The organism is Nocardia paucivorans NBRC 100373, from assembly GCF_000308675.1.
Classification (GTDB): domain Bacteria; phylum Actinomycetota; class Actinomycetes; order Mycobacteriales; family Mycobacteriaceae; genus Nocardia; species Nocardia paucivorans.
The window spans coordinates 116,491-136,107 of record NZ_BAGE01000053.1 but is presented as its reverse complement, the minus strand read 5'-3'; the positions used below and the strand labels follow the sequence as shown (position 1 = coordinate 136,107).

Annotated in this window: 21 protein-coding genes; 10 read left to right on the top strand and 11 right to left on the bottom strand. The window is 64.8% G+C overall.

The window, feature by feature from the left end:
- The first annotated feature begins 1 nt into the window (after position 1).
- Positions 2-433, top strand: a complete 432-nt coding sequence (locus tag ON32_RS19895; protein ID WP_040792605.1) for a pyridoxamine 5'-phosphate oxidase family protein — start codon at positions 2-4, stop codon at positions 431-433.
- A gap of 24 nt (positions 434-457) precedes the next feature.
- On the opposite strand, the gene ON32_RS19890 is transcribed toward ON32_RS19895, so the two are convergent.
- Both ON32_RS19890 and ON32_RS19885 read right to left on the bottom strand, forming a co-directional pair.
- Positions 458-892, bottom strand: a complete 435-nt coding sequence (locus tag ON32_RS19890; protein WP_040792473.1) for a CBS domain-containing protein — start codon at positions 890-892, stop codon at positions 458-460.
- 109 nt (positions 893-1,001) lie between these two features.
- Positions 1,002-1,259 carry a hypothetical protein gene (locus tag ON32_RS19885; protein WP_040792472.1) on the bottom strand — a complete coding sequence of 86 codons (258 nt, stop codon included), beginning with the start codon at positions 1,257-1,259 and terminating at the stop codon, positions 1,002-1,004.
- A gap of 749 nt (positions 1,260-2,008) precedes the next feature.
- Between ON32_RS19885 and ON32_RS19880 the strand changes: the two genes are divergently transcribed.
- Both ON32_RS19880 and ON32_RS19875 read left to right on the top strand, forming a co-directional pair.
- Positions 2,009-2,230 carry a DUF397 domain-containing protein gene (locus tag ON32_RS19880; protein WP_040792604.1) on the top strand — a complete coding sequence of 74 codons (222 nt, stop codon included), beginning with the start codon at positions 2,009-2,011 and terminating at the stop codon, positions 2,228-2,230.
- An 85-nt stretch (positions 2,231-2,315) separates the two neighbouring features.
- On the top strand, positions 2,316-3,203 hold the full coding sequence (locus ON32_RS19875; RefSeq protein ID WP_040792471.1) for a Sco1979 family transcriptional regulator: 888 nt from the start codon (positions 2,316-2,318) through the stop codon (positions 3,201-3,203).
- A gap of 200 nt (positions 3,204-3,403) precedes the next feature.
- On the opposite strand, the gene ON32_RS30255 is transcribed toward ON32_RS19875, so the two are convergent.
- The 3 genes from ON32_RS30255 to ON32_RS19860 all read right to left on the bottom strand — a co-directional run bounded on the left by ON32_RS30255 (position 3,404) and on the right by ON32_RS19860 (position 5,092).
- Positions 3,404-3,757: a hypothetical protein gene (locus ON32_RS30255; RefSeq protein WP_245551170.1), complete on the bottom strand. Its 354-nt coding sequence runs from the start codon at positions 3,755-3,757 to the stop codon at positions 3,404-3,406.
- A 133-nt stretch (positions 3,758-3,890) separates the two neighbouring features.
- Entirely contained in the window at positions 3,891-4,550 is a 660-nt protein-coding gene (locus ON32_RS19865) for an SDR family oxidoreductase (protein ID WP_040792470.1), read from the bottom strand.
- A gap of 20 nt (positions 4,551-4,570) precedes the next feature.
- Positions 4,571-5,092, bottom strand: coding sequence for a DUF2599 domain-containing protein (locus ON32_RS19860; protein ID WP_040792469.1), 522 nt, complete (start codon positions 5,090-5,092; stop codon positions 4,571-4,573).
- A gap of 170 nt (positions 5,093-5,262) precedes the next feature.
- Between ON32_RS19860 and ON32_RS19855 the strand changes: the two genes are divergently transcribed.
- Positions 5,263-6,381 carry a lipase family protein gene (locus ON32_RS19855; RefSeq protein WP_051133482.1) on the top strand — a complete coding sequence of 373 codons (1,119 nt, stop codon included), beginning with the start codon at positions 5,263-5,265 and terminating at the stop codon, positions 6,379-6,381.
- Positions 6,382-6,387: 6 nt separating this feature from the next.
- Here the strand turns inward: ON32_RS19855 and ON32_RS19850 are convergent, their stop codons facing one another.
- Entirely contained in the window at positions 6,388-6,645 is a 258-nt protein-coding gene (locus ON32_RS19850; protein WP_040792467.1) for a hypothetical protein, read from the bottom strand.
- A 446-nt stretch (positions 6,646-7,091) separates the two neighbouring features.
- Here ON32_RS19850 and ON32_RS19845 point away from each other — a divergent pair, with 446 nt between their 5' ends.
- Both ON32_RS19845 and ON32_RS19840 read left to right on the top strand, forming a co-directional pair.
- Positions 7,092-8,060 (top strand): Sco1979 family transcriptional regulator, encoded by a 969-nt coding sequence (locus ON32_RS19845; protein WP_505775518.1) that lies wholly within the window; start codon positions 7,092-7,094, stop codon positions 8,058-8,060.
- A gap of 330 nt (positions 8,061-8,390) precedes the next feature.
- Positions 8,391-9,401 carry an alpha/beta hydrolase gene (locus ON32_RS19840; protein ID WP_040792466.1) on the top strand — a complete coding sequence of 337 codons (1,011 nt, stop codon included), beginning with the start codon at positions 8,391-8,393 and terminating at the stop codon, positions 9,399-9,401.
- Between the two features lie 246 nt (positions 9,402-9,647).
- Here the strand turns inward: ON32_RS19840 and ON32_RS19835 are convergent, their stop codons facing one another.
- Entirely contained in the window at positions 9,648-11,231 is a 1,584-nt protein-coding gene (locus ON32_RS19835) for a GMC family oxidoreductase (RefSeq protein ID WP_040792465.1), read from the bottom strand.
- A 132-nt stretch (positions 11,232-11,363) separates the two neighbouring features.
- On the opposite strand from ON32_RS19835, the gene ON32_RS19830 reads away from it, so the two are divergent.
- Entirely contained in the window at positions 11,364-12,002 is a 639-nt protein-coding gene (locus tag ON32_RS19830; RefSeq protein ID WP_040792464.1) for a hypothetical protein, read from the top strand.
- Positions 12,003-12,015: 13 nt separating this feature from the next.
- Here the strand turns inward: ON32_RS19830 and ON32_RS19825 are convergent, their stop codons facing one another.
- Complete coding sequence (locus ON32_RS19825; RefSeq protein ID WP_040792463.1) at positions 12,016-12,615, bottom strand: TetR/AcrR family transcriptional regulator; 600 nt, start codon at positions 12,613-12,615, stop codon at positions 12,016-12,018.
- An 80-nt stretch (positions 12,616-12,695) separates the two neighbouring features.
- Between ON32_RS19825 and ON32_RS19820 the strand changes: the two genes are divergently transcribed.
- A complete protein-coding gene (locus tag ON32_RS19820; RefSeq protein ID WP_040792601.1) occupies positions 12,696-13,517 on the top strand; it encodes an acyl-CoA thioesterase in 822 nt (273 codons plus the stop codon).
- Between the two features lie 71 nt (positions 13,518-13,588).
- Here the strand turns inward: ON32_RS19820 and ON32_RS19815 are convergent, their stop codons facing one another.
- A complete protein-coding gene (locus ON32_RS19815; protein WP_040792462.1) occupies positions 13,589-15,325 on the bottom strand; it encodes a GMC family oxidoreductase N-terminal domain-containing protein in 1,737 nt (578 codons plus the stop codon).
- Positions 15,326-15,428: 103 nt separating this feature from the next.
- On the opposite strand from ON32_RS19815, the gene ON32_RS19810 reads away from it, so the two are divergent.
- Positions 15,429-16,166 (top strand): MerR family transcriptional regulator, encoded by a 738-nt coding sequence (locus tag ON32_RS19810; RefSeq protein ID WP_051133479.1) that lies wholly within the window; start codon positions 15,429-15,431, stop codon positions 16,164-16,166.
- 129 nt (positions 16,167-16,295) lie between these two features.
- On the top strand, positions 16,296-16,997 hold the full coding sequence (locus ON32_RS19805; RefSeq protein ID WP_040792461.1) for a TetR/AcrR family transcriptional regulator: 702 nt from the start codon (positions 16,296-16,298) through the stop codon (positions 16,995-16,997).
- On the opposite strand, the gene ON32_RS19800 is transcribed toward ON32_RS19805, so the two are convergent.
- Positions 16,962-18,140 (bottom strand): AI-2E family transporter, encoded by a 1,179-nt coding sequence (locus tag ON32_RS19800; protein WP_083874665.1) that lies wholly within the window; start codon positions 18,138-18,140, stop codon positions 16,962-16,964. The two genes, ON32_RS19805 and ON32_RS19800, sit on opposite strands and share 36 nt — an antisense overlap.
- Positions 18,141-18,272: 132 nt before the next feature.
- The gene (locus tag ON32_RS19795; RefSeq protein WP_040792460.1) at positions 18,273-19,598 is read right to left on the bottom strand and encodes a family 1 glycosylhydrolase; all 1,326 of its coding nucleotides are present in this window, start codon (positions 19,596-19,598) and stop codon (positions 18,273-18,275) included.
- Positions 19,599-19,617: the final 19 nt, after the last annotated feature.

Below are 19,617 nucleotides of genomic sequence, written 5' to 3'. Positions count from 1 at the left end.
CGTGCCGCTGACCATCGATGAACGTGAACAGTTTCTCGCCGAGCCGCATATTGCCGCGCTGTCGGTGGAGGCGGGCCCGGATCGAGGTCCGCTGACCCTACCCATCTGGTATCGGTACACACCGGGCGGTCTGATTTGGTTCCTCACCGGGGCCGAATCGGAGAAGCTTCGTCGTATCCGTGCGGCGGGCAGGGTGAGCCTCATGGTGGAACGCCTCGAGCCCACCATCCGCTATGTGAGCGTGGAAGGCCCGGTGATCTCGGTCGAGCCGATGACCGAGGCGCAGCATCGGGAGATGACGGCCCGGTATCTGCCTCCGGAGAAGGTCGAGCCGTATCTGGCCCATGCCGCCTCATTCGGTGAGCAGGTCGTGGTGTCCGTGCGGCCGCAGCGGTGGTTGTCCGCCGACCTCGGCGATATGAGCGATCTGTAGTGCGCCGGCCGTGCGTCGGATGCGTCAGTAACTGCCCTGGAGATAGTCGACGAGATGCTCGTGTTCGATGACCAGCTCGGACAGGGCGCTTTTGACCACATCGCCGATACTGACGATCCCGACCAGCCGCCCGTTCGCGACCACCGGCAGATGACGGATCCGGTGCTCGGTCATGATGTGTCGCAGGCTGTCGACGCGGTCATCGGGTGCGCAGGTGCGCACCTGCGCGGTCATGATGCGGGATACGGGGGAGTTGAGGAGTTCGGCGCCGCGGCGGTGTAGTGCGCGGACGATATCGCGCTCGGACACGATTCCGGCGATGTGATCGCCGTCGGGGGAGACCACGACGGCGCCGATATTGCGATCGGCCAGTACGGTCAGAAGTGAGTGGATGCGGGTTTCGGGTGGGACCGTCGTGACGTCGTCGCCCTTGGTACGCAAGATTTCGGCGATACGCATTGTGCACCATCCAAAAGATGACGGGGTTTCAGAATCCCTCATTGTTCGGCCGTTGGCCAGCACGAATCGGCATCAGGTATCGGATGGTGCGCTGCGATCCCGTGGAGGGTTACTCGTCGTCCAGCCCGGCCGACAAATAGGCCGCCGCGGCGAGCCACTGTCGACATTGCGGACCGTGCACATCGTGCACGTGCAGTATTTCGCGAGCCTGCCGATAGGTGAGCATAGGCGGCTCACTGCTGCAATCGGCCATGGCGAGTTCGGGCGCCGGATAGTGGCGCAGTGACTCACAATGGTGGCTCAGATTCTCGACACCGGAGGTGCCACCGAAGGCGATTCGGTGGGGACTTCGGAATGGCTGGATCATTCGACTGCCCCTCGCGTCTGACGTGTAGGGGGGAGGTGTTGCGTCAGGCGGGGACAATTCCCCGGCTACCTCCCCGGGTTATTTCGTTGAATCTTACAGACGTCTCTTACAGATGCAAGAACATCTGCAAGGAACGTTCGAGAAAACATCGCCGTGGATCGGCCGGGGTGACGGCCTTGGGATCGTGACCCTGCATCGGTGTCGATGTGGTTACGGCACAGCGTCGTTCGTGCCGTGTCATCACTCGCGCCGCGTCGAAATATCGGGTCGGTCACCTGAGCGCATCGTGGCCGTCGCGGTGGCCTCGAGGCGCGCCCGCGGGCGGGGGTCGGGTCCACCGTGCAACCTTCGGGTTGCGTCGCGACCGGCGGTCGCATGTGCCGCGTATTCCACAGGAAACACGGAGGATTCGAGATGTACGGCCCAGGGTCTCCCGGGAACGTTCGACCTGGCGCCATGCCGCCAGGGGTGCCGAGTACCTGCGGGTTCCGTGATCGATTCCCGGCAACCGAGTGGAGCGGACCGGAGACGTCGTAACCGTAGGTAGACCCCGGATTCGGGGCCGTGGCGAATCCCGGCGCGGATGGATATGCGCTTGTGGCGGGTGGATGGAATCTGTTGTCACGCCGTGGCGAACTTCGTGCTATCGTCCAGATGTCGATGCAGATGCAAGAACGTTTGAGCGTGCATCTGTAAGAACTGGCTATTCGACGCAAGTGACATAGCAACTGTGCGAGCAAGGAGTGTCCATGTCGGAAGAAACCGTGAACCGGGTCGTCGGTCCTTGGCGGAAGAGCACGTTCAGCAACCCGAGCGGAAACTGTGTGGAGTTCGCCGTGGCCAGCAACAACATGGTGGCCGTGCGTAATTCACGCGATCCGGAAGGTGGGGTGCTCTTCTACACGCGCCCTGAGATCGATGCGTTCCTGCGCGGAGCGAAGGCCGGAGAGTTCGACGATTTGGTCGGTTGAGATGTAACATGGGCCGTCGGCGCGGTGCGGCCGTGGGCGTGTGGGCGGCGCACTGTGGGTTGAACCAAGTATCGGAGACGACTCCATGATCGCAGATCCCGATGGTAGTGGTCGCGTAAAACAGGTCGATGCGGATCGCGGACCTACCGTGTTGCGTATCGCCCTGGGCGGCCAATTACGCAAGTTGCGTGAAAGTAAGAACATCACTCGGGATGCCGCGGGTGAAGCGATCCGCGGTTCGCATGCGAAGATCAGCCGTCTCGAACTCGGCCGCACCGGTTTCAAGGAGCGGGATATCCGCGACCTGCTGACCCTGTACGGCGTCACGGACCCGGAGGAACGCGAAGCTTTTCTCGATCTGGCCCGCCGGGCGAACGAACCGGGTTGGTGGCATCGGTACAGCGATCTGCTGCCATCCTGGTTCGGCACCTACCTCGGTCTGGAACAGGCCGCCACCAAAATCCGTACGTACGAGGCACATCTGGTGCCGGGACTGTTGCAGACCCCGGATTACGCCCGGGCGGTGGTCACCCTCGGATACGAGGACGGCGATACCGATCGACGGGTTGCCTTCCGCCAGCGTAGGCAGGAAATCCTGCACCGTGCAGATCCGCCCGTGATCTGGGCGATCATCGACGAGGCCGCTCTGTTGCGCCCGGTGGGTGGTCCGCGGGTCCATCGTGAGCAGATGGAACATCTGCTCGACCTCACCCGCCTGCCGAACGTGACCATCCAGGTGGTGCCGTTCTCTGCGGGAGCGCATGCGGCAGCGGGAAGTTCGTTCACCATTCTGCGATTCGCCGAGGCCGAGCTGCCGGATATCGTCTATCTGGAGCAGCTGACCAGCGCGCTCTACCTGGATCGCCGCGAGGACTTGGCACTGTATCTTTCGGTGATGGACCGTCTGAGTGTGCAGGCGGCCCCGCCGGATCGCTCCCGCGAGATCATCGCCGACTACACGAAAGGTCTCTGACCGAAAACCGCCTCTCTCCTCAATCGCCCGTGATTCGGGCAAGAAAATGACCACGAGCGAGGCACCGTGCTCGATCGTGGTCTGTGTACTGCATGGCGATTTGTCCGATCGCGGTCTATAACATCGCGAAAGTATTTGGCGGAGCGAAAGTTCCGACCCGGCGGTCGGTCACCGGGTCGGAGATTGTTACCGGCCTCCGCTCAGGCCTTTATGCAACTCGAAGCAACGCGCCAGAACGTGGCCGGCTGCAGAGTGTTGAAATCCCAGTCGTCGGCAAGTGCGTGGATGGTCGACACGATCCGATCGATATCGAAATCGTCCCGCGTGGCCGCGCCGGTGGATTCGATCGCGTCGATAACGAACTCGACCGCGGTTTCCCGAGATGAGGGCTTGATGGAATGGCCGTTACGGCCCGTAATTGTATTCATATCAGTACCGTTCGCCGAGTGGCTGATCGGGAGGGGATCGGCTGCTGCCGAACGACCGCCGAACCGGGCCCGACCCGCACGAACTCCGTGCCGATATGGCAGTGGATCATTGGCGGACTCGACCATCGGCTCACTCACGCGGCCTCCCCACGTTGTCCCCTGTATGGCGGTGTGCGAATGAGTCTAGGGCGGTGGTGCTTTCAAATGCAAGTACATCTGCACGATCGATTGTTCTTTCCCGGCGGGGTTTCTCCGAGAATCAGTGAGCGAGGGCGGCAACCGCCTCGGCGATCGGTGTAGGGCCTGTGACGAGTTCCAGCGTGGTGCGGGCGGTATGCCCGGCGTCGAGGAGTTCCATCAGCACCGCGGCAACATCGGCGCGCGGAATATCGCCCCGCGGCAGACGCGGTGGGGCCAGGGTGACCCGGCCGGTCCCGGGGGTGTCGACAAGCCGTCCCGGGCGCAGGATGGTCCAGTCCAGATCACGGCCGCGTAAATCCTCTTCGGCCTGAGTTTTCGCATCGATATAGGCCGCCCACACCTCATCCCGTTCGGGGTCCGGCGGCAGGCCGGTACCCATGGCCGAGATCTGCAGAAAACGGCGGGGCCCGGTTCGTTCGGCGGCTTCGGCCAGAAGAACCGATCCGTCGCGATCGACGGTGTACTTGCGTGCGGCACCGCTGCCCGGACCTGCGCCCGCGGCGAATATCACTGCGTCCGAACCGTGTACGGTCGCCGCGAGATCCGCAACCTCGGCGCGTTCGAGATCCAACACCACAGGTTCCGCCCCGGTGGCGTAGATCTCGGGAGCGTGCTCGGGATTGCGGGTAAGGGCGGCGACGCTGTGCCCACGCCCGGTGAGCATCTCGGCGAGCAGCAGCCCGATCCGACCGTGTCCGCCCGCAATGACGATGCGCATCCTGGCCTCCTCGGTTCGTGTCAACGCTCGGGGCCGCCGGGATTGCACGCCGCCTCGACGGTGGCGTCATATCCGACGTCCGGACGCCATGGTTCCAGATTCCAGGTGGGTTTGTCCGGAGCGACGAGCCGTGCCCATGCCCAGTGGCAGAGGAACTGATCCCGCATGCCCGGTGTGTCGGCCTCAGGAGAGGCGGCCAGGATCTCCTGCCAGGCGCGTTCATCGGACCCGGGGAACGTCGTTTGACGGCCGGCCTGCGACGGATGGACCAGCAGGCGGGGGCCGTCCACCGCCTGCACCCATTCGACGTGGTCGATCAGAGGAACACCCGCGAACGGATCCACGGTCGGGGTTGTGGTGACCGGTCGGGACATCACGCGAGTTCCCGTGGTGGTCGTCGTCGATCTCGTCGTGGTGGACGACGGCACGGTGGGCGTGGTGACCGCCTCCTGCGTGCCGCAGCTCGTTGTCATCGCACCGATCAGCAGTGTGAGCGCGACGATCGATACCGGTCGGGTACCGAAGGCTGCGATACGTCGCATGGGATCCTCTCGAGAGCGTGGGGCGGCCGGCGCCGCCGGATCAGAGCCTAGGATGCCGGTATCCGTCCCTCGGTATCGGCTGCGGAATCGCCGATCGATACGCCACAGATAATGGTGTCTTGCCGGGTAAACCTCTCGATGACCATAGTCGGGCCATGCGTCGGAGGCGGATGGCAACGGTGGTGGTGCAGGTCGTGAGTGTCCTGGCCGTAACCCTGGGTGCGCCCGGGGTCGCTCGGTCCGCTCCGCAGAAGCCGGGTGCGGTGGCCGAGGTGATGCCACTTCCGGATTCGGCGCGGATGGCCGCGGCCGGAGACGAACAGCAACGGCTGATCTACTGGTCGCGTGGACCTCGGGGGCCCATGCAGAGCGCGGCGTCGGTGTATGTCCCGCCGGGCTCTCCGCCGGCGGAGGGATGGCCCATTCTGGCCTATGCGCACGGCACCGTGGGGATCGCCGACCACTGCGCTCTGACCCTGTCCCCGCACGACTATCGGGTGGAACCGGTGTTCTCCCGTTTACTGGCATCGGGGTATGCCGTGGTGGTGTCCGACTATGTCGGGCTCGGCACTCCCGGTGTGCATCCATATCTGGACGGTCCGGCCCAGGCGCGCAGTGTTATCGACGGGGTGCGGGCGGCGCGGGCGGTAGTGGCGGGGCTCGGCACTCGGTGGGCGGTGCTGGGACAGTCCCAAGGAGGGCAGACGGCACTGGTTGCGGCCCATATCGCCGCGGACGATGCACCCGATCTCGATTTCCGGGGTTCCGCCTCGACCGGGGCACCCGCCACCCTGGATCTGTTCTTGCCGGTGGCGGGGCCGTTGGTGCCACCGCTGCCATTGCGGCGCACCACCACCTATTTCGCCATGCTGCTCGCCGGGATGCGGGCCGCTGCCCCGGAACTCGATATCGACAGTTATCTGACCCCCATCGGACTGGACGTGCTGCATATCGTGGAGACGGAGTGCGTGGCCGCCGCCGACGAGCGGGTGCGCAATATCTCCATCGGCTCCATGCTGCGCCGACAACTCGACGATCCGGCGATGGTGGCCAAGGCCAGGGAAATGTTGCATATCCCGACCTCGGGATACACGGCGCCGCTGTTCCTCGGACAAGGGTTGGCGGACCGGGAGGTGCCGGCTCCGCTGAGTGCGCCGCTGATCGCCGACCTGTATCGCTCGGGTGCGGATTTCACGGTGCGGTTGTATCCGGGAGATCACATCGCCACGGCGCGCGACGCCCTGCCGGATGTGCTCGCATTCCTGAACCGGATCTTCTCCCGCGCCTGAGCCGTGTCAGCGCCACAGCGTATGGCATGGCAGACGTCGCAATCCCGGCCGTACCTGCCCGTCGACGGTGACGGCGAGTCCGGCATGTAGTGCGGCGGAGGTGAACTCCCAGGCCTCGGTATCGGTGGCCGCGTATTCGAGAACCAGGGCGTCCTCGGGGGTCGTGCCCTCGAAGTAGACGCATACGCGCCGGGTGGGGATGTCGTTGTCGGTGTCGACGGCACCGACCCCACGGTTGTGGGCGATGCTCGATGCGGCGTCCATGGCCCCGTCTCCCTTCCCGCGGTGTCCGCATGGACACCGGTATTCGTAACGGTAGAGTCCCGCCACTGGGGGGAACATGCTCCCGTCCGCTCCCTGGACAAGTCACAGGTCCGCTGCCGATTGCGTGGGTGTCGATCACCAGCGCGACGCGCGCCGGATACGGTATCCGGCCAGGTCGTCTGTGGTATACCAAAAGCGGTTGTTTCACATGGTCGCTCGAGATCTTCCGGTGCTGCGGCCGTCGGTATGAGCGGCGGATGATGTGGTCGTCCACCCGTGCCGATCCGTCCGATGCCGCCCCTCGAATGGCGGGTCGCTGTAGGGTTGCGGAAGTGGGTGTGGTTGCTCGGGATCGCGGACCTTTTATCTCCGCTCGGCGCGAATGCCGTTGGAAGTAAACCGGTTTCGTTTGACTTTCGGTATGCGTGCCATGCGAAACTCGAATAATGGGCGCTTCGAGAATGCGGGTGGTGTCGGAAGTGGATGCGTCGGCAGGTAGGTCGACCGGCGCACGCGCCGCGGTGGATGGCGGGCCCACGGTCCTGCGTATGGTGCTCGGTGGCCGGTTGCGGCGATTGCGAGAGGCGTGCGGGATCAGTCGGGAGGATGCGGGCGCGCATATTCGTGGCTCGGATTCCAAGATCAGTCGGTTGGAATTGGGGCGCACCAGTATTCGGGAGCGTGATCTGCTGGATCTGCTTCGGCTGTACGGTGTGACCGACGAGGACGAGCTCGAGGCATTTGTCGAACTCGCGAAGCAGGCGAACACCTCGGGGTGGTGGCATCGCGACAATGACTGGCTACCCAAATGGTTCGATATGTATCTGGGGCTGGAGCAGGCGGCGCAGATGATCCGCTGTTACGAACCGCGTGCCGTGCCCGAGCTGCTACAGACCGCCGAATACGCACGGGCGCTGCTCACCCTGGCGCATCCGAACGAATCGGAGGAGGCGATCGAACGGCGTGTCGCCCTGCGGATGCGGCGGCAGCACATCCTGACCCGACCGGACCCGCCGCATGTGTGGCTGATCGTGGAGGAGACGGCCCTGGCCCGACGGATCGGTGGATCTCGGGTATGGGGCGAGCAGATCGATGCGCTGTTGACGGCCGCGCGCGAGCCGCACATCACCGTACAGGTCCTGGCGGATCATGTCGGCGGGCCGGCCGTGGCCGACGGTGCGTTCACCTATCTGCGGTTCGCCGAACCCGATCTGCCCGATATCGTCTATCTGCAACAACTCACGGGCGCGTTGTATCTGGACAAACGCGCCGACCTCGACGCCTATCGCGCGGTCGCCAATCAGCTGTCGGTGCACGCCGCTCCGCCCGAGCACACGGTGGGCCTGCTGACGGCGCTGCGGCGCAGGCAGCCGCGGGTGCTGGATCGGCCTTTCGGGGTCGAACCCCGTTCCTGAGGATATGCCCACCTGCATGTCGGTAGGGGCCTGTCCGCCGGGGTGCGACGGTAAACGATCTGCTCGAACCCGACGAGCGGATCGAGTTGTTCTTCTCGGATTCACTCGAGATGTGAGCGTCGTAGTGGTGTGCAGACGGTGCTGGAAAGAAAGTAATCGATATCCCATCGTCGTTATCGGATTGTGATGCACCCCAACGGGATGTGGATGGGCTGATGATCTCCCCGGAGGTCTCGCGGATCGACAGTATTGCGGCCGCGGCGTTATTACCGTCCGGTAGTCATGAAGGGCGTGAAAACCGGTTCGAGGAAACCACGGCGACGATGGTCGGTGACCCTGTCCGCGTTGGTGGCCATGGTGGCAGTGGTGACAGCGCAACCGGGATGGCGGGCCCCCGCGAGTGCGGAACCGTCGAGAACACCCGGATTCCCGGTGACGCAGACACCGCAACCGGGGATGTCTCCGACCCGAATCGAAGTACTCGGCCCCCGACGCATCCGGCTGCACATCGCCTCGGCGGCCATGCAGCGGGTTATCGCCGTCGATACCCTCATCGGCACCGGTTCGGCGCCGCGACCGACGCTGTACCTGTTGGACGGAGTGGACGGGGGAGAGACCTCCGGATGGCTGACCAGGGGTGACGCCGCCGAATTCTTCGCCGACAAACCGGTCGACGTGGTCCTCACCACCGGCGGCACCGCCAGTATGTACACCGACTGGGTCCATGTCGATGCTGTACTGGGGTTGAACCGTTGGGAAACCTTCCTCACCGAGGAACTCCCGCCCATCGTGGAGTCCTATCTGCAATCCACCGGCCGTCGTGCCATCGCGGGAGTGTCCATGGGGGCCCAGGCCGCGATGATGCTGACGCAGCGTCACCCGGGTTTCTACCGGGGAGTTGTCGGTTTGAGTGGTTGTTACTCCACCGTGGACCGGTTGGGGCAGGCGGTTATCGGTATGACCGTTGCCTCCCGAGGCGGGAACCCGCTGAATCTCTGGGGGCCGCCCTCGTCACCGGAGTGGGCTGCCCACGACAGTGTATTGGGGGCGGAAGCCCTGCGCGGCACCCGAATCTACGTATCGGTGGCCAGTGGGGCGGTCGGCCGTGCGGATCTACTCGCGGTGGGCGAACACCCGGAGATGCTGGCGCCCATCCTCGGCGCGGGAACCGTTCTGGAGGCAGGCGCCAAGTTGTGTACCGACCTGTTCGCCGCCCGCCTGGCCGAACTGGGTATACCGGCCACCGTCGAGTATCTGCCCGAAGGTATCCACGCCTGGCCCGATTTCGAGGAACAACTACGACGCGCCTGGCCGACGCTGGCCGACACACTCGATGTATGAGCCGCTCGGGCGAACTCGCCGCAGCGACTCGAGAGGTCGGTCCGAGGATATGGACGCCGGCGGAGCGGGGCTCGGTTTCGACGAGTATGGCCCGCTGCTCCGCGGCCGATCGCCGACGTCCTCCGTAGTCGCGGATCGGCTCGTACGCAATGCTCGCTGTGCTGCCGACGGCATCGGCGCGCCGTACCGGGCCGCGACCTGCTCCCTCTGCCGGACATGCGCGGCGGAGAGCAGGTGAGAAAGTTGCTACCGGGTGAGGAAATCGGCGGCCTGTTCGCCGATGAATACGCTTGGTGCATGGGTGTGCCCGCGTACCAGCACCGGCATGATCGAGGCGTCGGCCACCCGCAATCCCTGCACACCGCGAACCCGTAGCTCCGGATCGACCACGCTGTCGGGGTCCGAGCCCATTCGGCAGGTACCCGCCGGATGGTAGAGGGTGTGGGCGTATCCGTTCAGTGTGGTGGCCAGAGTCTCCTCGAGCTCTTCCGGCGCGTTCGGCGGATAGCACAGTGGGCCCAGGATCTCCTTCATCGCGGGTGCCTCGGCCAGTTGCGCGCAGGCCCGCAGCCCGGCCAACATCGCGGCCCGGTCGCTCCCCTCGGGGTCGGACAGGTATCGGGGATCGATCACCGGTTTGGCGAGTGGGTCGGCCGAGGCCAGGGAGATTCGTCCGCGGCTGTGCGGCCGCAGTAGCACGGTCGCCAGGATCACGCCGTGTGCGGTGGGGTCTTGCAGGCCTTCGTAATAGAACGGCGCCGGAGCGTACACCAACTCCAGATCGGGCAGTTCCAAATCGTCTCGGCTGCGGATGAACCCATACGCCTCACCGACATTCGAGGTGAGCATCCCGCGATGACGCAGCAGATAGTTCAGCAGTTGCCGGGGTTTCTCCGCGTCGAACAGCGAATCGGATTCCACCGAGTAGCCCAGTCCCGCCACGAGGTGGTCCTGGAGGTTCGCCCCGACCTCGGGGCTGTGGTGCACCACGGCGATACCGTGGCGGGCCAGTTCGTCCCGGTCGCCGATACCGGAGAGCATGAGCAGTTGCGGGCTGTTGATCGCTCCACCACACAGCACCACTTCCCGGCGGGCCGTGACGGTATGGGTGGTGTCGCCCTGGCGGTACTCGACACCGATCGCGCGATCGCCGTCGAAGAGGACTCGTGTCGCGATCGTTTCCGACCGGATCGTGAGGTTCGCCCGTGCGGCGGCCGGCCGCAGGTAGCCGTCGGCGGTGCTCCACCGGCGCCCGCCACGTTGGGTCACCATGGTCTGGCTGAAACCTTCGGGTCGTGGACGGTTCGGCGGCTCCACCGTGTAGCCGCATTCGGCCACCGCGCGCAGATATGCCGCGGTGCTCGCGCGTGGGCTGCGCTGTCGGGAGATGTGCAGCGGTCCGTTGGTTCCTTGGTCGGGATATTGTGCGCCCTCGACGCGTTCGATTCGGCGGAACTGTCGGACCGCGGCCTCGAATCCCCATTCCGGGCCGGCCGCTTGCGCCCATTCCTCGTAGTCGGCCTGAAAACCACGCACCCACATCATGGCGTTCATCGACGACGAACCGCCGAGCATCTTGCCGCGCGGCCAGTAGATCGACCGATTGTTCAGTTCCGGTTGCGGTTCGGTCAGATAGTCCCAATCGTGTCGGGTGCGGAACAGTTTCGAGAACCCCGCCGGAATGTGGATGAACTTGTCCTTGTCCGGAGGACCCGCTTCCAGCAGTACCACCGAACGCGCCGGGTCCGCGCTGAGCCGATTCGCCACCACCGCGCCCGCCGATCCCGCTCCGACGATCACATAGTCGGCATCGACCACGTCTGTTCCCACTTCACCCTCCGATCTGTCTACGCCCAACTTACGAGACGAGCCTTGTTCTGCGGTGGGGTTTCGAAGAGTGAACAGGGAAGGGAGCCGCCCATTTCCTCGCCTCGACCGGGGCCGGGCGGGTATATCTCGGATATGAGTTTCCCGGTGGACTTCGGGTTGTTGCAGATCGGGCTGATCCTCGTGATCGCCGGCGCGGTGGCCCTGATCGTATGGGCGGTAATCGGCATTCGTCGGGCCGGTATGCGCGCGCTGCTCACCCGCGGCGCCGGTGGTCTGGTGCTGCTGGTGGTGGCGGCGGTCCTGTTGTGGATCGCCACTCTTCTGCAGGCCTATCTCGGATTGAGCGGTGAGGTCAAGGCCGCCCATGTGATCGTCACCCCGGTGGACGATCGAGAGCATCTGCTGCGCGTGGAGCTAACTCTCTACGAGGACGGGGAAGCGAAGCGCAGCGAGTACGAGGTCGAAGGTGATCTATGGGTGTTACAGGCGCAGATCGTCGAACTGCACCCGTGGGTGAACGCCCTCGGCTTCCATTCGGGTTACCAGGTGTCCCGGCTGTACGGGCAGCGTCTCGACGGTATCGCGACCGGACAGAACCATATCTTCCTCAACGGTGGTGACCGTGACTTCTTCGCGGATATGAACGAAGGACGGTGGTACACCGAACCCTTCGTGCGTTCCGCCTACGGCAATGCCGTGATCGCCACCCCCGGCGAATACGACGTCTACATCTCCCATGACGCCATAAAGACCCGTCCGGTCGAGGACTGAAACACCGTCCCGTTCAGCGCTTTGGCACCGTTCGCGCCGCTTCGACCGCATTGCGGCACAGTTCCCCCAGTTCCTCCACGGCCGTGTCGATCGGTGCCGGACTGCGCTGCGCCCGGGCCAGCACCAACGCTCCCTCGATACCGCTGATGACGAGTACCGCCAGCGAGTGCGCGCGCTGGGGCGGCACGCCGTCGGCGATCAGCCGATCGGCGAACAGCTTCGACCACTGCTCGAATGTCGTACCGGCGACGGCTCGGGCATCGTCCTCGTCGCCCAGGGCGGCGGCCGCGATCGGGCAGCCGACGGCGTATTCACCGTCTTCCAGGCCGCGCCACCACACCGGCGCCATCGCCCGCAGCGCACCGACGGTGTCCGATGTCGTCAGCGCTCGACGCAGCGCCCGGTCGAGACGGTCGGCGGCATGTCGGGTGGCCTCGGTGACGAGTTGGGCCTTTCCGCCGGGGAAATGGTGATACACCGAACCCCGGGGTGCGCCGCTATGGGCCAGGATGTCGGAGAACGACGTCGCGGTGACACCGCGTCGTCGAATGAGCTCTATCGCGCTGTCGATCATGGCGGCTCGGGGTCCGCTCGGGTTCTTGGGGCGTGCCATCACCTGTCCTCGTTGCCAGTAGTTCCTATGTATGTTGTCATACTTATAAACTGTACGCATCACCCCACACAGGAGTGCTCGTGACCGAGATCGATGCCCCACCCCATCCGTTCGATACCGCCACCGCCCCGGTTCGGGCCGAAGGCGGCAGGACATTCGGGCGGACCCGAGCCGAATACGCGAATATGGTCGGCCCCTTCGGTGGCGCCACCGCCGCGACCCTGATCCGCGCCGTCCAGGAACACCCCGACCGATTCGGTGACCCACTCGCCCTCACCGTAAACTTCGCGGGCCCCATCGCCGACGGGGAATTCGAGATCGATGCCGCCGCGGTCCGCACCAACCGCACCAATCAGCACTGGCGGCTCGAACTCACCCAGGACGGTATCGTCACCACCACCGCCACGGCAGTCTTCGGTATCCGCCGCGACACCTGGTCGGATACCGAACAACCCATGCCTCAGGTCCCCATGCCCGACGACCTGCCCGCCCACGGCTTCCCGGAGTTCGTCAACTGGGCGCGCAACTACGAGATGCGGTTCGTGGACGGTGCCGTGCCGGAGACCGAGGCCGCCGAGTGTCCGGACTCCACGTCGACATTGTGGGTGCGCGATCGTCCACTCCGCCCGCTCGACTTCCCGGCATTGACCGCCATGGCGGATATCTTCTATCCGCGGATCTTTCTGCGCCGTGGTCGGTACATGCCGGCCGGCACCATATCGCTCACCGTCTACTTCCACGTCGACGCCGACCAACTGGCCCTCCAAGGGGCCGATTTCGTCCTGGCCCGTGCCCGTTCCCACCGTTTCAACCGGGGCTACTTCGACCAGTCCGGTCACTTGTGGGGCAGTGACGGCGCCCTGCTCGCCACCACCCACCAGATCGTCTACTTCAAGGACTGATACCGCATCGGCCGGCGATACCGCGCAGTGGATGCGCGGTATCGCCGGCCGATGAAGCGCCACCGCGGGACTCAGCCCGCGGTATCGGCTCCGTCCCGATCCCGGGCCGCTACCGGCACGATCGGCAGCCGCAGCGCGGCGGGCGCCGACGCCGGCACCACCGGACGTATCGGCGCGACCGGCGCGATACGTCGATACGCTTCTCCCTGCGGCGGACGGTTGTCCTTTTCACCCTTGTTCGGCCAGTACGCGGCGGCCCGTTCGGCCTGCGCGGTAATGGTCAGCGACGGGTTCACCCCCAGATTCGCCGAGACCGCCGCCCCGTCGACCACGCTCAGGGTCGGGTACCCGAATACCCGGTGGTAGGCGTCGATGACCCCGGACTCGCGGTCGGCGCCGATCACCGCACCACCCAGGAAGTGCGCGGTGAGCGGTATATCGAATACCTCTCCCCAGGTCCCGCCGGCCACACCGCCGATTCGGTCGGCCACCCGACGGGTCACCTCGTTGCCGACCGGAATCCAGGTGGGATTCGGTTGCCCGTGTCCCTGCCTGCTGGTCAGCTTCCGGCCGAACAGACCGCGTTTGGTGTACGTGGTGATCGAATTGTCCAGATGCTGCATGACCAGCGAGATGATGGTGCGCTCGCTCCAATTCCGCACGCTCAGAAAACGCAGCAGCGTCAGTGGATGCCGCAGTACGAGCCCGAGGAATCGCAGCCACCGCGGGATCCGCCCCCCACCGTCGACCATCAGAGTCTGCAACAACCCCATGGCGTTCGATCCCTTGCCGTAGCGCACCGGTTCGATATGGGTGTCCGGGGTCGGATGGATCGACGAGGTGATCGCCACGCCCTTGGTGAAATCGGTGCCGGGCACCACCTTCTTGGTGGCCGCGCCGACGATGGATTCGGAGTTGGTGCGGGTGAGTACGCCCAGCCGATCGGACAGGTCCGGTAGCACTCCGCGATCGCGCATGGCGTGGAGCAGTCGTTGGGTGCCCAGGGTGCCCGCCGCCAGCACCACCTGGTCGGCGCGGTAAACGGTCGGATTCTTGCGGAACCAGGCGCCGGTGCGCACCGCCGTCACCTCCCAGCCGCCATTGTCGCGGGGACGCAATTCGGTGACGGTGGACATCGGAATGACCTGCGCCCCGGCCTGTTCCGCGAGGTACAGATAGTTCTTCACCAAAGTGTTCTTGGCACCGTATTTGCAGCCGACCATACAGTCACCGCATTCGACGCAGCCCGTGCGAGATGGACCCACGCCGCCGAAATAGGGGTCGTCCACGGTCTTGCCGGGTTCGCCGAAGAACACCCCGACCGGGGTCTGCACGAAGGTATCGCCGACGCCCATGTCCTCGGCGACCTGTTTGAAGATCTCGTCGGCCGGGGTCATATGCGGGTTCTGCACCACGCCGAGCATTCGCTTCGCCTGCTCGTAGTAGGGGCTCAGCTCGTCGCGCCAGTCGGTGATATCGCGCCACTGCGCGTCCTGGAAGAACGGTTCCGGCGGCACGTACAAGGTGTTGGCGTAGTTCAACGAACCGCCACCCACACCGGCCCCGCCGAGGATCAGCACATTCCGCAGCGGGTGGATCCGTTGGATTCCATAGCAGCCCAGTTTGGGCGCCCACAGGAACTTGCGCAGGTTCCAGCTGGTTTTCGGCAGTTCGTCATCGGCGAAGCGGCGACCGGCCTCGAGGACACCCACTCGGTATCCCTTCTCCACCAGCCGCAATGCCGTGACACTTCCGCCGAACCCGGAACCGATGATGAGGACATCGAAGTCCTGCGGGGATTCGGACATACGGACACATCTCCTCGGCTCGGGTCGACGGTGACGCGCGTTACGCTAATGACGACAGTGTCAACTGTCAACGAAGGGGATGCAGGCTCTCTATGCTGGTCGCGTGCCCCGATACAGCCGCACTCAACTCGCCGACCACAGCGGGGTTCCGGCGCGCACCATCCGCTACTACCATTCGCTCGGCCTCCTACCCAAGCCCAAACGTGCCGGAAAGGCCGTCGTCTACGGGGACGAACATCTCGAGCGCCTACGCGGTATCGCCGCCCTACAGGCTCGCGGGCTCCGTTTGGATGCCATCGCCGAAGTCCTCGCCGCCGAGGGCCGTTCCGGTGATGCCGATTGGCGCGCCGTGTTCGATCCCCGCCGCCCCGATCGCCCCACCGAACCGTCGGAACTCGTCGACGATGCCGCCCTGTCCGAACTGCTCGGTGATCGGCGTCCGGAGATTCTGGACGAACTCATCGCCGCCCGCTATCTCGAACGTCGCGGCGACCTGTGGCACATCCCCGACCGTGCCATGCTCAATGGCGCCCTCATTCTCTACGATGTCGGCACCGATGTCGCGCTCAGTGAAACTCTGCGCGGTCTGATCCGTACCCGTATCGCTCGGTTGGCCGATGAGATCGTGGGCATCTTCCGAGACGCGATCGGTACCAGCTACGGAGGTGAAGCGCTCGGTGTCGATCTGAGTCGTTTCCGTGATCGCTTCCGGGCCGCCGCCTGGGAGGTGGCGGGTGCGACCCTCGCCGACGAGATCGAGCGTGCGGTACGTGACCTCGAGGCAGGTACCGCGGCATCGTCCACCGACGATTCGGAAGACGTTTCCTCGGGGTCGCTGTAGCCTCGGTCGTCTGCGCCCCCGGAAAGCGTCAGGGTCCGCTCGGATCCGGGCCGGTTCATCCCCCTCGTATCGGCAGAGCACTGATCTCTACTGTTGACAGTGCTCTCTATTGTGGTCCACGCTGACACCATGACAACCCCCCGTGCTCGTGCCCGTGCCCAGACCCTCGCCGATATCAAGCGCATAGCCCGCGAGCATCTGGCCACCCACGGCGCCACGGCCCTGTCGTTACGTGCCGTCGCCCGGGAACTCGGCGTGGTGTCCTCGGCCGTCTACCGTTACGTCCGCAGCCGTGACGAACTGCTCACCATGCTCGTCGTGGACGGTTACGACACCCTCGGTGATGCCGTCGACGCCGCCGTGGCCGCCGCCCCTGACGACCCGATCGAACGTTTTCGCGCCACCGGCCGGGCCATACGCGCCTGGGCCCTGGCCGAACCCGCCTGGTATGGGCTTCTGTTCGGCACCCCGGTTCCCGGCTACCACGCGCCTGCAGAGCACACCGTCGTTCCCGGAACCCGGGTGATCGCCACGCTGCTGCGCCTGTTCGAACAGGCCTACCAACGCCATCTGCTCACCCCTCCCCGAGATATCACCCCCCTCTCCGGTCCATTGGCCGAGGACTTCGTTCGTATCCGTGACGAATTCGCCCCCGATCTACCCGAATGGCTGCTCGCCCGCGGGCTCACCGTATGGTGTGCCTTGTTCGGCGCCGTGAACTTCGATGTCTTCGATATGTACGGCGTCGATACCTTCACCGATCGAGATCAGGTCTTCGAACTGCACCTGGATGCGTTACTCGTCCTTATCGGCGTCCGCGACGAGAGGTGAGGGTGGGGGAGCGGTGACGAGATCGATCTGCTCACCGATATATCGGATCACCACCGCTACCACCGCCACCACGGGCACCGCGAGGAAGGCCCCGGTGATGCCGTACAGCGAGGCGCCGGCCGTCACGGACAGCAGAACGACCACCGCGTGCAGGTTCATACTGCGGCTCTGCAGGATCGGTTGCAGCACATTGCCCTCCAGCTGCTGCACCGCCACGATAATGCCGAGCACGATCAGTGCGGTGGTGAAACCATTGCCGACCAGTGCGACCAATACTGCCAACGCTCCGGCCACGAACGCGCCGACCATCGGGATGAAACCACCCAGGAAGGTGAGCACCGCCAGCACCAATGCCAGTGGCACGCCGAGAATAACCAGTCCCAATCCGATCAATACCGCGTCGATCAGACTGACCAACGCCTGGGTGCGGATGAAACCACCGAGAACCGACCACACCCGGACCAGCACCTCTTCGAGATGCCGACCGCCCCGGCTACCGACGATTTGATGCAGCCACGGCAGGAACCGCGGCCCGTCCTTGACGAAGAAGAACGCGAGGATCAGTACCAGGAATATCGCAATCAACGCCGAGGTGGCGGTACTGACGCCGGTGAACACCCCCGAGGCGATCTGGTCGGCACTGGATTGCAGCCGCGACACAATCGCCTCGGCCGCCGAATTGAGCTGTTCGTCGCGGATGTTCAGCGGTGGACCCTGCAACCAGTCGCGTACCGTGTTGATACCTTCGGTGGACTTGTCGGCCAGCGCGGGCACCTGATCCACTACCGACGGCACGATCAATGCGATCACTCCGGCCAGTACGGCCAGGAACCCCAGCACGCTCAACGAGGCCGCCAGACCCGGCCGCAGCCCGGCCCGAACCAGTGTGCGCGTCGGAGGCCACAGCACGGTCGCGACCACGGTGGCGATCAGGACCGGTAGCAGGACGACCCACAGCATGGCGGTGATCTTTCCGATCACCCACGCTCCGGCGGCGATCGCGACCACGCATACCGACCATTTGGCCAACCACATGATCCCGGCACCGATCACATCCCCCCGCTCGGGACGAGCGGCGGCTTCCGGTTCGCTGTCGATGGCCGATTCGTTCTCCCCGTTCACGACGTCAGTCTTACACGTCATACCGACCGGAGCCGGGAAGCTCGGTCTCGGTGTAATTCGTCCAGGTTCCGTGGAGATCGATGTTCTCGCTGGTAGGCGCCCTATCGGCCATTCGATGTGCCGAATAGGTCACCATCGCCGAGCCGGTGCCGCTCAGGCGGGGACGGCCACCGGATCGATACAGCTCACCATCCCGTCGACGAGCGAACAGTTCGCCGGAGCCCTGGTGGGGCGATAATCGGGCCGAACCCCTCCGTCCCGGGTGATGGCGGTATAGGCGGCGACCGCGTCGGTAGGGCGCCGGGTCAGTGTCGGATCGGTCAGCACATCGACGGTGTAGAGCCCGAAACGGGGGGTATAGGAACCCCATTCGTAGTTGTCGGTGATGCTCCAGTAGTTGTAGCCGATCACGTTCATGCCATCGGCCTTGGCGCGCTGTAGCCAGTACACGGTGTCGCGGAGCAGATCGGCGCGGGTGTAACCGTCCTTGCGTGGTCGTCCGTTCTCGGTGGGCATCCCGTTTTCCGCAATGTATAGCGGTTTGTCGGGATAGGTCCGGGCGTAGTGTTCCAGCGCGTAGTAGATGCCTTCCGGCTGCAATGCCATGGTCCACAGCTTGTCGGGATCCGGAGGATCGGTGAACAGGTTCTCGGGTGTTATGCCGTAGTAGTAATCGATACCGATGTAATCGAGCGCGGTGTCGATCCGAGTGACGAAATCCTTGTTTACGCTGTCCTCGACCGCTGGGATGTAGGCCACGTTACTGCTGACCATGGCACCGGGTTGTACACGGTGAATATGGTCGTAGACGGCCAGATGAGCCCGGGCCAATCGGTCCTGCATCGTGGGCAGGTCGGTGGCGGAGATACCGCCGTGGCGCACTTCGTTGAGCATATAGACGGCCGGTTCGTTGAAGGTGATCCACAGCGGGTCGTGGCGGGCGAACCGATCGACGACCCGACGCGCGTTGGCGAGCCAGTCGTCGACCATACCCGGATTGCGCCAGCCACCCCGGTCCACCTCCCACCCCGGGTAGACCCAGTGGTCGAGGGTGATCATCGGGCGCATACCCGCCGCGCGAATGGTGGCGACGACATCGTCGTAGAAACGGAAACCGGTCTCATCCCATTCACCGGGCCGCGGCTGCACTCGCGCCCATTCGATCCCGATGCGGTACACCCGCACCCCGAGCCGGGCGGCCAGGGCGATATCCGAGCCGTAGCGCGAATGGAAGTCCACCGAATTCAGATACGGATCCGGCGTTTTTCCGGCGGCGATGTAGCGTGTCCAGTTGCTGTCGGGAGCGTTACCCTCTGCCTGAAATCCGGAAGCCGCCACACCCCAGAGGAAATCGGGTCCGAGCGGTGCCACGCGCGCCGGGGGAGCGGGTCGGGCCAGGGCCGGTGTGGTGCCGAACAGGAAGGCGGAGGTGGTGGCCGCGCAGGCGGTCAAGAATTCGCGGCGGTTGGGCGGTCGCATCGGGTTCTGTCCTGTCTTT

What these genes read in the sequence shown, in the direction of transcription:
- ON32_RS19890 (WP_040792473.1), bottom strand. Translation starts at nt 892, where the DNA reads ATGCGTATCGCCGAAATCTTGCGTACCAAGGGCGACGACGTCACGACG.
- ON32_RS19885 (WP_040792472.1), bottom strand. Translation starts at nt 1,259, where the DNA reads ATGATCCAGCCATTCCGAAGTCCCCACCGAATCGCCTTCGGTGGCACC.
- ON32_RS19880 (WP_040792604.1), top strand. Translation starts at nt 2,009, where the DNA reads ATGTCGGAAGAAACCGTGAACCGGGTCGTCGGTCCTTGGCGGAAGAGC.
- ON32_RS19875 (WP_040792471.1), top strand. Translation starts at nt 2,316, where the DNA reads ATGATCGCAGATCCCGATGGTAGTGGTCGCGTAAAACAGGTCGATGCG.
- ON32_RS30255 (WP_245551170.1), bottom strand. Translation starts at nt 3,757, where the DNA reads ATGGTCGAGTCCGCCAATGATCCACTGCCATATCGGCACGGAGTTCGT.
- ON32_RS19865 (WP_040792470.1), bottom strand. Translation starts at nt 4,550, where the DNA reads ATGCGCATCGTCATTGCGGGCGGACACGGTCGGATCGGGCTGCTGCTC.
- ON32_RS19860 (WP_040792469.1), bottom strand. Translation starts at nt 5,092, where the DNA reads ATGCGACGTATCGCAGCCTTCGGTACCCGACCGGTATCGATCGTCGCG.
- ON32_RS19855 (WP_051133482.1), top strand. Translation starts at nt 5,263, where the DNA reads ATGGCAACGGTGGTGGTGCAGGTCGTGAGTGTCCTGGCCGTAACCCTG.
- ON32_RS19850 (WP_040792467.1), bottom strand. Translation starts at nt 6,645, where the DNA reads ATGGACGCCGCATCGAGCATCGCCCACAACCGTGGGGTCGGTGCCGTC.
- ON32_RS19845 (WP_505775518.1), top strand. Translation starts at nt 7,092, where the DNA reads ATGGGCGCTTCGAGAATGCGGGTGGTGTCGGAAGTGGATGCGTCGGCA.
- ON32_RS19830 (WP_040792464.1), top strand. Translation starts at nt 11,364, where the DNA reads ATGAGTTTCCCGGTGGACTTCGGGTTGTTGCAGATCGGGCTGATCCTC.
- ON32_RS19825 (WP_040792463.1), bottom strand. Translation starts at nt 12,615, where the DNA reads ATGGCACGCCCCAAGAACCCGAGCGGACCCCGAGCCGCCATGATCGAC.
- ON32_RS19815 (WP_040792462.1), bottom strand. Translation starts at nt 15,325, where the DNA reads ATGTCCGAATCCCCGCAGGACTTCGATGTCCTCATCATCGGTTCCGGG.
- ON32_RS19805 (WP_040792461.1), top strand. Translation starts at nt 16,296, where the DNA reads ATGACAACCCCCCGTGCTCGTGCCCGTGCCCAGACCCTCGCCGATATC.
- ON32_RS19800 (WP_083874665.1), bottom strand. Translation starts at nt 18,140, where the DNA reads ATGACGTGTAAGACTGACGTCGTGAACGGGGAGAACGAATCGGCCATC.
- ON32_RS19795 (WP_040792460.1), bottom strand. Translation starts at nt 19,598, where the DNA reads ATGCGACCGCCCAACCGCCGCGAATTCTTGACCGCCTGCGCGGCCACC.